This is a genomic window from Pseudomonas izuensis (assembly GCF_002356535.2).
In the GTDB taxonomy this organism is placed as follows: domain Bacteria; phylum Pseudomonadota; class Gammaproteobacteria; order Pseudomonadales; family Pseudomonadaceae; genus Aquipseudomonas; species Aquipseudomonas izuensis.
This window is the reverse complement of the sequence record NZ_AP017423.2, coordinates 756,894-769,993: the sequence shown is the minus strand read 5'-3', so window position 1 is coordinate 769,993 and position 13,100 is coordinate 756,894. Positions and strand designations below refer to the sequence as shown.

The following is a 13,100-nucleotide window of genomic DNA, read 5'->3' as shown; positions in this document are numbered from 1 at the left end:
AAACAGAACCCTGACGTGTCGCCGCAGTCCACCGATCAAGTCCCGCCAATGCGGGCCTTTCCCAATACTCGGCAGCCCGACCTGATGGCCAGCGATGCCTGGCCACTCAGTTCAAGGAGATACTCATGAAACGTTCTGTACTGTTTGGTCTGTTCGTTACTGCCTCAATGCTGGCCTCCCCCTCGTTTGCCGCCGAAAAAGATCAATGCGCGCTCAATCTGAAAACCATCGAAAACGCAAAGGCACAGATTCCTCCCGAAATGACTGACCAGGTAGCGGACTCTGTCGAGAAAGCCCAAGCCGACCAGGCAAAAGGCACCAAACAAGGTATTGATGATTGCATTGCCGAGACCAACCAAACCATCCAGGACCTCAAGAACGCGAGCAAAGGCGGAAAGTAACTCTTGGCTCAAGGCCAACCTTCGGGTTGGCCTTCCGGGTCACATTGACGTAGACTGTACAGGCTTGTTGCTCATTTGATTCACGAGCAATGAGTTCGGGGCCGTTTAGGATTCGACGCCGGTTGCGAAACTTTAGGTGCATGCCGAGTTGGTAACAGAACTCGTAAATCCACTGTTGCAACTTCTTATAGTTGCCAATGACGAAAACTACGGCCAGGAATTCGCTATCGCTGCGTAAGCAGCCTTAGATCCTGAGCTTCTGGTACCTTCGGGTCCAGCAATCATTAGGGGATGTCTGTAAACCCGAAATGATTGTCATATAGAACAGAATCGCCGTGCAGTACGTTGTGGACGAAGCGGCTAAAACTTACACAACTCGCCCAAAGCACCCTGCCCGTCGGGTCGCTGAGGGTTAACTTAATAGACACGGCTACGCATGTAGTACCGACAGCGGAGTACTGGCGGACGGGGGTTCAAATCCCCCCGGCTCCACCAATTCGTCTTCCCGGGAAGACTCGAAAAAGCCGTAAAGCCAACGCTTTACGGCTTTTTTGTTGCCCACGATTATCACGTGTCCCTCGCCAGCCGTTGACCACACCTGCTCCCTGCCCTTCTACACTCAATCGGCAATCACCTAAAACAACCGCCGAAATGAGCCCCCATGACCTCCCTCAAAGACGATTTCAAACAAGGCAAGGACGCGCGCAAGAAGTGCCCGCGCAGCGCTCAGGCTTCGCTGGGAAAAGCCAATCGCGATCCGATTCCGTTGATCAAGGCGTCGAGTCAGGGGCGGGTCAAGTCGCTGGTCGAGTTGCGTTACGGGCGCATGCTCGTGTCGCCGTTTACCTTTTACCGGGGCAATGCATTGCTGCATGCACACGACCTGGCGGGAACACCGGACATGGGGCTGGTGTCGCCGATCTGCGGCGACTGTCACCTGATGAATTTCGGTGGCTTTGCCACACCCGAACGCAATCTGCTGTTCAGCGTCAACGACTTTGACGAAGCCCATCCCGGACCTTGGGAGTGGGATTTGAAACGCCTGGTCGCGAGTTTTCTGGTGGCCGCCCGCGACCTGCGTCATGGCGGTTCGGTTGAAGAAGCGATCTGTCATGAAGTGGTGAGGGCCTATCAGAAGACCCTGCTTGAGTGCGCCGAACAGAGCGCGCTGGAAACCTGGTACGAATCCATCAGCTATGACGATCTGCTGCAGCAGGCAAACAAAAGCACGCTGGAGCATGTGCAGCGCGCCATCGAAAAAGCCGAGCGGCGCACCCACGCCGAACTGTTGCCCAAAATAAGCGAGCGCGACGCCAAAGGTCGCCTGATCATTCGCGATGACCTGCCGGAAATCTTCCACCTGCATAACAGCACCACGCTGCTCGATGCCGACGATGACTGGCTGCGGTTGTCCGACTGGCGACCGCTGTTCGACACACTCATGCGCGATTACCGCGTCACGCTGCAAGCCGATCGCCGTGAACTGTTGTCACGCTTCGAGGCTCAGGACATGGCATTCAAAGTGGTGGGCGTCGGTAGCGTCGGCACCCGCTGCCTGGTGGCCCTGCTGACTGACGGGCAGAACTTCCCGTTGTTCCTGCAATTCAAGGAAGCACGCCCCTCGGTGCTGGCCAACTACGTTAAACGTAAGTCACGGGTACGACATGAAGGCCAGCGCGTCGTCGATGGCCAGCGGCTCATGCAATCGGCCAGTGATTTGTTCCTCGGTTGGACCACCGGCCCCAGCGGACGTCATTTTTATGTTCGGCAATTGCGCGACATGAAAATCTCGGCCGAACTGGAAACCTTCGATGGCGAAGCCTTTGCCGCCTACGGGCGGCTTTGCGGGCGGGCATTGGCCCGCGCGCATGCCAAGTCATCGGGGCACGCCGCGGTGATCAGCGGCTACATCGGCAAAGGCGACGCACTGGCCGATGCGCTCTACACGTATGCCCAAGGCTATACCGAGCAAAACGAACGCGACTTCGAACGCTTCCAGCAAGCCTGCCGCAAGGGGACGCTACGCGCACGTTCAGACGCCGATTTTGCGGCGGATCATTTGCCTTGAGCCTGGCTCATCGACCGAGACATGAACTTTTCTTCACCCCACCTTAATGCCCCACCCTGTACATTTGCCTCGCTCATTCAAGAAACTACGGTTTGCCCGCCCTCCCGCGGGCTTTTTTTTGCCTGTAGATTGCTCGTCACTCTCTCCACCGATAGGGCATAGCGCCCGGAGCGCCAGATGACGATCCTCACCCTGCCCTGCAAACGCCTGACGCTGGCGATCCTGAGCCCCAGCCAGGCCGTGCTGGAAAGCGATTTCTATCGACGCAACCAGGCACATCTCGCACCGTGGTCGCCGGTTCGGCCGGACGATTACTACAGCCCGGAAAAAATACGTTCGCGCCTGGCGCAGCAGGAAATGGCCTTCGACGAAGGGTACGCGGTGCATTTTGCGGTGCTGGATCGCGACAGCGAGCAGATGATCGGCGCGTGCAATTTCAGCGGTATCGTTCGCGGGGCCTTTCAGGCGTGCTATCTCGGCTACCACATTTGCCAATCCCGCCAGGGCCAGGGCCTGATGCAGGAAGCGCTCGAGGCGGGCATCGGTTATATGTTCGAAACCATGAACCTGCACCGGATCATGGCCAACTACATCCCCGGTAACGAACGCAGCGCGCGGTTGCTGGAGCGCCTGGGTTTCGAGCGCGAGGGGTATGCCAAGGCGTACCTGAACATTGCCGGGCGCTGGCAGGATCATGTGCTGACGGCGCTGGTCAGCAAGGTTTACGAAAACCCGGACGAGCTCTGGTCGCGACAGCTTTCGTAAGTTTCACTCGCCGTTCACGATTCGTTAAGTTATCGCCTCGTATGCTGGGCTTTCCCGGTCCTCCTTCGGTCACCAGAAGCCCATGTCGCGCCCCGCCACTTCGCTCTTGCTGCTTGCCGCGATGCTGTTTTTCTTTGCCTTGGGCAATCACCAGTTACAAGGTTCCACCGAACCCCGGGTCGCCGGGATCGCCATGGAAATGCAGCTGGAAAACGATTGGGTGACGCCCCGCCTGTTCAGCGAACCGTTTCTGGAAAAACCACCCCTGAGCCTGTGGCTCGATGCCGCCGCGATCCGTGAATTGGGCGGCACACCCTGGGCCGTGCGCCTGACATCGGCGTTTGCCGGGCTGTTCAGCGTGATGCTGCTGTACGGGATGCTGCGCCGCTATGGCCGGCCCGTCACCGTTGCATGGACCGCCGCCATTTTGCTGGCGACCATGGCCAGTTACTGGAGCAACGTGCGCGGTGTCGGCGAGGATGCGCTGCTCGCCCTCGGCGTGAGCATGGCCCTGTTGGCGTTCTTTGCCGGGCAACGACAGGCGGGCGTCGGCAACGGTTTGCTGTTTGCCTCGGGCATCGCGGTCGCCACATTGAGCAAAGGCGTACTGGGCCTGGCCATGCCGGGGGTGGTGATCTTCGCGTGCCTGTTGGCCGAGACTTTGATGGACAGACGCGTGAAGCTGGCGGACTGGTTGCGGCCAGGGCTACTGACGCTGCTGGGGCTGGTGCCTCTGATGATCTGGCTCGCCGTGTTGTATCGGCGCGACGGCATCCAGGCGGTGACCGACGTGTTGCTGACCAACAGTGTCGGTCGGTTCAGCGGCGCCTTCGTCGAGGCCGGGCATTACGAACCGTTCTACTACTACCTGGCCAAACTGCCGCAAGCATTTCTGCCCTGGAACATTCTGGTGTACCTGGGACTGTGGCACTTTCGCAAAAGCCTGGTGGCCAACCGTTACTTGCTGTTCTTCACCCTGTGGGTACTGGCGCAGTTTGTGATGCTGACGTTGGCGTCGAGCAAACGCACCGTATACCTGATGTCGATGACACCCGCCGCTGCGGTCATCGCGGCCGAATACGCGAGTGTGCTGTTCGAACGCCTGAAGGCCCGGGAAGGCTCTTCGACCTGGCTGGGGCGCCTCGCCGGATACCGCCACGGCCTGGCCATCGGCACGCTGACCGTGGTCATCGGTGGCTACCTCGCGGCCGCGCAATGGGCGCTGCCCCATGCCGATCGCAAATTGTCTTTCCTGCCCCTGATCGAACAGATCCAGTCGATGCAGGCCCATGGGCAACAGGTCGCGCTGTTCCAGGCCAATGAACGGGTGGGCGGCGCCAGCGTGTTCTATACCCGCAGCCTGCTCAAGGGGCTCGATACCGAGGCGCAGCTTCATGAATTTCTGAGGGCATCGCCCGATCATGTCGCGATCCTGTCCGGCAATGCTGAACCTGTCGCACCGCTGAAGGTGCTCAAGACGATGAAGGTGGGGCAGCAGGCATATTACTTCGTCGGTCAGTGAGTCGCAGGACTCAGTCTGAACGACCGCGTTATCGTTCTTCGCGAGCAGGCTCGCTCCCACAGGAACATCGTCATTCACAGGTTTCGTGAACGACATCAATCCATTGTGGGAGCGAGCCTGCTCGCGAAAGCGATATCCCAGACAATAAAAAACCCGCCCCCTTACTCAGGAGACGGGTTTCGCCATGCAACAAATATTTCAGTTCACAGACTCAGCCTGAGCCCCCAACTGCGTTCCTTCATGCTTTTTCAACACAGGTTGCTCCAGCCGCGCCCGCCCATAAAACGCCAGCGCCGTCAGCAAACAAGCCAACCACACGAAGATTCCGGACCAGAAGGTGTGGGACATGTAGTGCCAGCCTTGCAGCACCCGCGTCGTGCCATACACGAAACCCAACCCCAGCGAGCCGTACATCAGCGCCTTGGAATAACGCCAGCGATAACGGCGCGCGACGAAGTACAGCGCCAACATAGTAAAGCCACCGGAGGCATGCCCACCGGGCCAGCAGCGGCCATCACCGGCCTCCTTCAGCAAATCGAAATTCTCGTACCATTCCTTGTGCTCGATTTTGCCCCCGTACTGCGTCGTTTCAATCGGGCAGTACACGCTGGTATGGCTCTTGAGGTAATGGATGACACCGGTGCAGATGGAAAACGCGAACACCACGTAGAGAAAATCCCGCCGGTGTTTGGTGGCAAACCGCAGCACGGGCGCGACTCTGATTTTTTCCAGGAACGCGATGAACTTCGTGTGTTTCTCCGCCTTCAGCCGCGGCCACAGAAACGACACCAAGGCACCGATGATCGCAATTTCGCCGGTCCAGTTCGGGATGATCCGCGCCCATTTATGGGTGATCTTTTCGAACAGATGTACGTGTTCCAGCGGAAAGGTCTGCGTCACCGGATCAAAAAAAAGATCGCTGAAGGCGATGTCGATTTTTGTCATGTCGAACATCAGGAACACTACGGCGGCACAGACCAGCGGAATACCGAAGTTCATCCAGTAAAAACGGGAGCGGGTGGAAGTCAAAATCGTGTGTCCTGATCCATAGAGTGAATTTATTTAGAGGTCATCGAACGCCAGTCCGAGGCTTCAATGTAACCGAGCATGTGCGGCTTCTGCAGCGTTTCGGCATCGATAAACAGCGAAGCGCCGTACCCCAGGGTCGAGGCCGGCAACTTGAGGTCTTTCTCCAGTTCCGACATGCATTCGCTATGGGTCACCAGGATCAGGTTGCGCCCGGCGACCTTGTGCGCCAGTGCGTCGCGCAACATGGTGCCCTTGCAGTTCACCAACCACTCGTCACCCACACCGACCTTGTTGAACATGAAACCAGCGGTCTGCGCCGTGCGCATCATCGGGCTGTTGTAGATGTCAGCCTTGTCGATACCCAAATGTTCGAACTGCGCGCCGACGTCCACCGCCACACTGCGCGAGCGATCGGTAATCCCGTCGTTGCCACTCAGGCAAGGCGCCGGGGAGTGATCGCAGCGCTCGACATGGCGCACCAGCACAATGATGTCACCCTTGGCCCATCCTGTCTGCAACGCCCGGGCACCGGCGACGTTGCCATGGGCCAGGTCCGGCACGGCGGCAGGACGAAGTAAGAACACCGTCAACGGGATCACCAGCAGCGCCGAGGCCAGCACCACGACTGCTTTGCGATGCCGGGCCAAACGGCTCAGATCGATCGAGCGATTTATACCGAACAGACTCAGTCTCAATTCCACATCAAGCCGCCTCGCCGGCATACACCACTTCGTTGGATGGGCTGAGGGTACAGAGACGGGCGTGGGCAGGCAGTGAAACGATTGTGAAAAAAAGCTTAAGGGCCGCACAAAAGACGCAAAAGTCTTGTTACAGAACTGGCCACAAAATCCTTTCAGCTCTGGTGATCGCGGCCGATACAGACCTTCTACACACCTTGCTGGCACCTAAAAACAACAATCTTCCAGCCAACCGACGATAAAGAAGCACCACGTTCCTGGAGGAATTTTGATGAATAGCTGGTTCGGCAATATCAGCGTGAACCTGAAACTGGGCCTGGGATTCGGCCTGGTCCTGGCCCTGACCTGCGTCCTCGCCCTCACCGGCTGGACCAGCCTCGGCAGCTTGATTGACCGCAGCAACTGGATGAGCGACATCACCCAGCTCAATGCCGGGCTGACCAAACTGCGTGTGGTTCGCCTGCAATACATGCTGACCAACGGCGACGAAACCACCGCCCAGACCGTCCAGACCAGCCTGGAAGCCTTTTCCGCGCAACAGCAGGCCCTGCTGGTGAAATTCAAGAGCCCGGAAAACCTCAAGTTGCTCAAAGAGCAAGGTGCCGTCATCGACGCCTACAAGACGTCGCTGGACAAAATGCGTGGCGCCTACCGCGCCGGCAACAGCGCACGGGACGTCATGACCGCCAATGCCGAAACCGCCAACACGCTGATCAACGCCTTGAACACCGGTGTGCAACAACTGCCGCCCGGCGATCAGCGTTTCGAACAGTTCCAGGCCATCACCGCCGCCCGGGAAGCGTTCCTGCTGGCCCGCTACGAAGTGCGCGGCTACACCGCTTCCACCAACGCCGAGACCGAGCAGAAAGCCGTCACCCAACTGGACGCCGCCATCGCCAGCCTGAAACCGCTCAGCGTGCATTTCGCCGACGTGCAACCAGACGCCCTGCCTCAACTGGTCACCGCGCTGGGCAACTACCGCAACGCCTTGCAGGCTTACAAAACCGCGAACATCGATGTGGTGCAAGCGCGCAAGGAAATGACCGACGAGGGCGCTGCCATCGTCTCCCTGAGCGAGCAGCTGTATCAGATCCAGCTCGACCGCCGCGATGCCGAAAGCGCCAAGGCGCGCACCCTGCAACTGGTCAGCACATTGCTGGCGCTGCTGGTAGGCATCATTGCCGCCGTCCTCATCACCCGCCAGATCACCGGCCCGTTGCGCGATACCCTGGCCGTGGTCGATCGCATCGCCAGCGGTGACTTGTCCCATAACGTCAGGGTGACCCGCCGCGACGAACTCGGTGTATTGCAGCAAGGCATTGCACGCATGGGCGTGACCCTGCGCGACCTGATCAGCGGTATCCGCGACGGCGTCACCCAGATCGCCAGCGCCGCCGAAGAGCTGTCGGCCGTGACCGAGCAAACCAGCGCCGGGGTCAACAGCCAGAAGGTCGAGACCGACCAGGTCGCCACTGCCATGCACGAGATGACGGCCACGGTTCAGGAAGTTGCGCGCAACGCCGAACAGGCCTCGCAGGCCGCCGCCGCTGCCGACGGTGAAGCCCGCGAAGGTGACAAGGTCGTCAACGAAGCGATTGCACAGATCGAGCGCCTGGCCAGCGAAGTGGTGCGTTCCACCGAGGCCATGAGCGTGCTGCAACAGGAAAGCGACAAGATCGGCAGTGTCATGGACGTGATCAAGGCAGTAGCGGAACAGACCAACCTGCTGGCGCTCAACGCCGCCATCGAAGCCGCCCGTGCCGGTGAAGCCGGGCGTGGCTTTGCCGTGGTGGCCGACGAGGTCCGTGGCCTGGCCCAGCGCACGCAAAAATCCACCGAAGAAATCGAAGGCCTGGTCGCCGGTCTGCAAAACGGCACGCAACAAGTCTCGGCAGTGATGAACAACAGCCGCGTTCTCACCGACAGCAGCGTGGCCCTGACCCGCAAGGCCGGCGAGTCACTGGAAAGCATCACCCGCACGGTGTCCAACATCCAGTCGATGAACCAGCAAATCGCCGCCGCAGCCGAGCAGCAAAGCGCCGTGGCCGAAGAGATCAGCCGCAGCATCATCAATGTGCGCGATGTTTCGGAACAGACCGCTGCGGCCAGCGATGAGACGGCCAAGTCCAGTGTCGAACTGGCGCGGTTGGGGAATCAGTTGCAGATGATGGTCAGCCACTTCCGGGTCTGACGCTCAATCTGCATTGAATGAAAGGCCCCTTCGCGAGCAGGCTCGCTCCCACAGGTTCAATGAACACCCTGTGGGAGCGAGCCTGCTCGCGAAAGCGGTCTAACGTTTACACGCTAATCGCATTGGTAAACACCAACCGATTGCCAAACGGATCGCTGATGGTCATGTCCTGGCTGCCCCACGGCATCGCCTGGATCTGCGGGCGGGAGAATGAATAATCCTTGGCCAGCAGCTGCTGCTGAAAGGCTTCCAGTTCATCGGTCTCGATGCGCAGGGCCGAGCCTGGTGTCGCGTCGCCGTGATGTTCGGACAGGTGCAATACACATTCGCCACGGGACACTTGCAGGTACAACGGGAAGTTGGCTTCGAAGCGGTGCTGCCAGTCGATCTTGAATCCAAGGAAGTCGACGTAGAACTCAACCGCCTTGTTTTCATCGAAGATCCGCAGGATCGGAGTGGTTTTGCCGAAGCTCATCGAGTTGCTCCCAGACAGAAGTAGCCCACAGTGTAGCCGGGCGGTACGTCAGCGAATCGGCTTGGTGCAGGCATTCTTTAATCTCAATATGCCATCACTGTGACGCACCCCCCAAAACGCTCAGAAAGCCGTCGCGCAAATCCCCTTCCCGCGCCAGAAACCGCCCTTCCCTGCGTCCGTTCGCCTGACCGTCGCGGTAACTCAGCACACCGTTGACCCACACGCCTTCGATGCCTTCGGCTGCCCGTTGCGGGTCATTGAAGTCGGCCACATCACGAATGGATGCCGGGTCGAACAACACCAGGTCTGCCCAATGCCCTTCACGGATCTCGCCCCTGCCCTTCAAGCCGAATCGCGCTGCCGACAGCCCGGTCATCTTGTGCACGGCGGTGTGCAGCGGAAACAGTCCTACGTCTCGGCTGAAATGTCCGAGCACTCGCGGGAATGCCCCCCACAGCCGTGGATGTGGGAACGGATCTTCCGGCAAGCCATCGGAGCCGACCATCGACAACGGATGCGCGAGGATCCTTCGCACATCGGCTTCGTCCATCCCGTAATACACCGCGCCGGCCGGTTGCAGTTGGCGGGCCGCATCGAGCAAGGACAGGTTCCATTGCGCGGCGATGTCTATCAGGTCGCGGCCACCCATTTCCGGATGGGGCGTGGACCAGGTGATGGTGATGCGGTGGGCATCGGTGACTTGCTTGAGGTCCAGGGTCGAGGAGCTTGCCGCATAGGGATAGCAGTCGCAGCCCACGGGGTGGGTTTTCGCCGCTTCTTCCAGCGATGTCAGCAGTTGCGGACTGCGCCCCCAATTACCGGCGCCGGCACATTTGAGGTGGGAAATGATCACCGGGGATTTCGCGTGGCGGCCGATCTGGAATGCCTCGTCCATGGCCTCCAGCACCGGTTCGAATTCGCTGCGCAAATGGGTGGTGTACACCGCGCCGAAAGCCGTGAGCTCTTCGGTCAGTTGCATGACTTCATCGGTGGACGCCGAGAAGGCGCTGGCGTAGGCAAGACCGGTGGACAAGCCCAGTGCCCCGTCCTCCAGGCTTTCGCGCAGTTGCTCACGCATGCCGGTGATTTCATCAGGCGTGGCGGTGCGATACAGGTCATCGAGGTGATTGCTGCGCAACGCGGTATGACCGACCAGGGCGGCAACGTTCAGCGTGGTGTTCGCCGCTTCGACAGCGGCACGGTAATCGCTGAATTTAGGGTAAACAAACGCAGCGGATGTGCCGAGCAGGTTCATCGGGTCCGGCGGATCGCCGCGCAGACTCACCGGCGAGGCGCTGATCCCGCAGTTGCCGACGATCACCGTGGTCACGCCCTGACTGAGCTTGGGCAGCATCTGCGGCTGGCGGATCACCACGGTGTCGTCGTGGGTGTGCACGTCGATGAACCCAGGCGCCAGCACGTGACCCTTCGCATCGATTTCTTCAGCGGCGCGGGCATCGTGCAAGTCGCCGATGCGCTCGATGCGACCGTTGAGTAGCGCCACGTCGGCGGGGTAACCGGGGCTGTTGCTGCCATCGATGATCAGGGCGTTGCGGATCAGCGTGTCGTACTGCATGTCAGTCTCCCAGCGGCAGGTGATCGTCGCCGCCGCGGTAATCGTCCAGGGCGAGTTTGATTCGCCGCAGACGCTCTTGATTGTCTTCAGGATTGGCCAGTGCCAGCTCGGTGGCAAGCACATCAATGGCGAGCAGCATGCCGTAGCGTGCCGCCGTCGGTTTGTAGATGAAGGAGGTTTCGGCACTTTGCAGTGGCAACACGATGTCGGCCAGTTGCGCCAGCGGCGAGTCGCCGCGGGTGATGGCCAGGATCCGTGCGCCGTAATTGCGGGCCAGTTCCACCGTTTCGAGCAACTCGGGGGTGATGCCGGTCAATGAGCAGACGATGACCACGTGCTCGGCACTGAGGCTGGCGGCGGTGATTCGCATCATCACCGCGTCATGGCACACCGCAATCGGGTAGCCGAGCCGCACCAGGCGCACTTGTAGCTCATCGCTGCACAGGGTCGAGCAGCCCCCCATGCCGAAGGCATGAATCATCCGCGCCTTGCCCAACAGTTTCACCGCATCGGCGAAACGTGACTCATCGAACGCTGCCAGATGCTGGCGCAGGGTCGATTCGATATCCCCCACAATCTGTCCATAGAATGCCGACTGCTCTGGGGTCCCCGCCGGGTCGAGAAACCGGCTGCCGACACCGCTGGCCTGGGCCAGTTGCAGGCGCAGGTCACGCAAGTCCCGGCAGCCGACCGTACGAGCGAAACGCGACAAAGTGGCGGTACTGACTTCCGCCCTTTGCGCCAGCTCATCGAGGCTGGCGGAGGCGGCAAATCCTACGTCGTCGAGCATCAGACGGGCGATGCGTCCTTCACCGGCGCTGAAAGAATCCTGGCGGGCGCGAATCTGGTAAAGGATGTCCATGGCAGGCTACTCCGGCTAAATCAGGGCTAAATCAGGTAGGAAAGACCAACGGTCAGGCCGAAGGCGACGAGCGAGATCAGGGTCTCAAGCACGGTCCAGGTCTTGAAGGTCTGGGTCACCGTCATGTTGAAGTATTCCTTGATCAACCAGAAGCCGCCGTCGTTGACGTGGGAAAAAATCACCGAGCCGGCCCCGGTCGCCAGCACCAGCAGCTCCGGATGTGGATAGCCCAGGCCGATGGCCACAGGCGCGACCACGCCGGACGCGGTGGTCATGGCCACTGTGGCCGAACCGGTGGCGATGCGCATCAGCGCGGCGAACAGCCAGCCCATCAACAGCGGCGACAGATGGAATTCGTGGGCCAGGCCGACGATCTGGTCAGTGACACCAGCATCCACCAGAATCCGGTTCAAGCCACCACCAGCGCCCACCAACAGGGTGATGCTGGCAGTCGGCGCCAGGCATTCGTTGGTGAACTTGAGGATCGATTCGCGGTTGAAACCCTGGGCCAGGCCGAGGGTCCAGAAGCTCAGCAAGGTCGCCAGCAGCAGTGCGATCACCGAGTTGCCGATGAACAGCAAGAACTGGTTGAAACCGGTGCCCGGCGTAGAAATCAGGTTGGCCCAACCGCCGATCAACATCAGCACCACCGGCAACAGAATGGTCGCCATGGTGATGCCGAACCCCGGCAGGCTGTCACGCGGTTCACGTTCGAGGAACTGGCGCTCCAGCGGGTTTTCCGCCGGCAACTGAATGCGCGGCACGATGAATTTGGCGTACAGGGGACCGGCGATGATCGCCGTGGGAATGCCGATCGCAATTGCGTAGAGCAAGGTCTGCCCCACCGACGCCTGATAGACCTGCACCGCCAGCATAGCCGCCGGGTGCGGCGGTACCAGTGCATGCACCACCGAGAGGCCGGCAACCATTGGCAAACCGACCATCAGGATCGACACGCCGACCCGCCGCGCCACGGTAAACGCAATCGGCACCAGCAACACGAAACCGACCTCGAAGAACAGCGGCAGGCCCACCAGGAACGCGATACAGACCATCGCCCAATGCGCGTTCTTCTCGCCGAAACGGTCGATCAAGGTCCGCGCCACCTGCTCGGCACCGCCGGACTCGGCCATCATCTTGCCGAGCATCGTACCCAGCGCCACCACCAGCGCGATATGCCCCAGGGTCTTGCCGACTCCGGCCTCATAAGCCCCGACCACGCCGGACGGCGGCATCCCCGCCACCAGCGCCAGACCGATGGAAATCAGGGTGATAACAATGAACGGATTGAGTCGGTAACGGGCGATCAACACGATCAGCGCGATGATGGCGATGGCGGCGTACACCAACAGCCAATAGCCGAAGGACAGGGTCATGCGGTACTCCTCGAGAGGGTCACGTCGAAATAGTTGTGAAACTCTTAAAACATTTCGAGGCGTGATTATCAAACGAGGTGAAAGTAATTTTCGTATAGAGGCAAGTGATGTCGCTGAGGGATATGCCGTGTCGCAAA

General features: G+C 60.0%; 11 protein-coding genes, 1 other RNA gene and 1 pseudogene. 7 read left to right on the top strand and 6 right to left on the bottom strand.

Annotation, left to right across the window (positions count from 1 at the left end):
- The first annotated feature begins 125 nt into the window (after window positions 1-125).
- From LAB08_RS03370 to LAB08_RS03350, 5 genes are all read left to right on the top strand, one after another.
- A complete protein-coding gene (locus LAB08_RS03370; protein WP_096513530.1) occupies window positions 126-401 on the top strand; it encodes a PA2433 domain-containing protein in 276 nt (91 codons plus the stop codon).
- Between the two features lie 97 nt (window positions 402-498).
- Window positions 499-896, top strand: a transfer-messenger RNA (tmRNA) gene (gene ssrA, locus LAB08_RS03365).
- A gap of 166 nt (window positions 897-1,062) precedes the next feature.
- Window positions 1,063-2,469 (top strand): DUF2252 domain-containing protein, encoded by a 1,407-nt coding sequence (locus LAB08_RS03360; protein WP_096513531.1) that lies wholly within the window; start codon window positions 1,063-1,065, stop codon window positions 2,467-2,469.
- Window positions 2,470-2,646: 177 nt separating this feature from the next.
- Complete coding sequence (rimJ, locus tag LAB08_RS03355; RefSeq protein WP_096513532.1) at window positions 2,647-3,234, top strand: ribosomal protein S5-alanine N-acetyltransferase; 588 nt, start codon at window positions 2,647-2,649, stop codon at window positions 3,232-3,234.
- 82 nt (window positions 3,235-3,316) lie between these two features.
- Complete coding sequence (locus LAB08_RS03350; RefSeq protein ID WP_096513533.1) at window positions 3,317-4,756, top strand: ArnT family glycosyltransferase; 1,440 nt, start codon at window positions 3,317-3,319, stop codon at window positions 4,754-4,756.
- A 198-nt stretch (window positions 4,757-4,954) separates the two neighbouring features.
- On the opposite strand, the gene LAB08_RS03345 is transcribed toward LAB08_RS03350, so the two are convergent.
- On the bottom strand, window positions 4,955-5,788 hold the full coding sequence (locus LAB08_RS03345; RefSeq protein ID WP_096513534.1) for a phosphatase PAP2 family protein: 834 nt from the start codon (window positions 5,786-5,788) through the stop codon (window positions 4,955-4,957).
- A 26-nt stretch (window positions 5,789-5,814) separates the two neighbouring features.
- The gene (gene pmrG, locus LAB08_RS03340; protein ID WP_096515575.1) at window positions 5,815-6,486 is read right to left on the bottom strand and encodes a lipopolysaccharide core heptose(II)-phosphate phosphatase PmrG; all 672 of its coding nucleotides are present in this window, start codon (window positions 6,484-6,486) and stop codon (window positions 5,815-5,817) included.
- 268 nt (window positions 6,487-6,754) lie between these two features.
- On the opposite strand from pmrG, the pseudogene LAB08_RS30720 reads away from it, so the two are divergent.
- Both LAB08_RS30720 and LAB08_RS30715 read left to right on the top strand, forming a co-directional pair.
- Window positions 6,755-7,816: pseudogene (locus tag LAB08_RS30720) on the top strand (methyl-accepting chemotaxis protein); the annotation flags it as partial.
- A complete protein-coding gene (locus tag LAB08_RS30715; protein ID WP_372237759.1) occupies window positions 7,811-8,674 on the top strand; it encodes a methyl-accepting chemotaxis protein in 864 nt (287 codons plus the stop codon). The pseudogene LAB08_RS30720 and the gene LAB08_RS30715, both read left to right, overlap by 6 nt.
- Window positions 8,675-8,780: 106 nt before the next feature.
- On the opposite strand, the gene LAB08_RS03330 is transcribed toward LAB08_RS30715, so the two are convergent.
- From LAB08_RS03330 to LAB08_RS03315, 4 genes are all read right to left on the bottom strand, one after another.
- Entirely contained in the window at window positions 8,781-9,149 is a 369-nt protein-coding gene (locus LAB08_RS03330) for a glyoxalase superfamily protein (RefSeq protein WP_096513536.1), read from the bottom strand.
- 94 nt (window positions 9,150-9,243) lie between these two features.
- Window positions 9,244-10,725 carry an N-acyl-D-amino-acid deacylase family protein gene (locus tag LAB08_RS03325; RefSeq protein ID WP_096513537.1) on the bottom strand — a complete coding sequence of 494 codons (1,482 nt, stop codon included), beginning with the start codon at window positions 10,723-10,725 and terminating at the stop codon, window positions 9,244-9,246.
- A 1-nt stretch (window position 10,726) separates the two neighbouring features.
- Window positions 10,727-11,587 carry a MurR/RpiR family transcriptional regulator gene (locus LAB08_RS03320; protein WP_096513538.1) on the bottom strand — a complete coding sequence of 287 codons (861 nt, stop codon included), beginning with the start codon at window positions 11,585-11,587 and terminating at the stop codon, window positions 10,727-10,729.
- Window positions 11,588-11,613: 26 nt separating this feature from the next.
- A complete protein-coding gene (locus tag LAB08_RS03315; RefSeq protein ID WP_056854921.1) occupies window positions 11,614-12,963 on the bottom strand; it encodes a GntT/GntP/DsdX family permease in 1,350 nt (449 codons plus the stop codon).
- Window positions 12,964-13,100 lie beyond the last annotated feature (137 nt).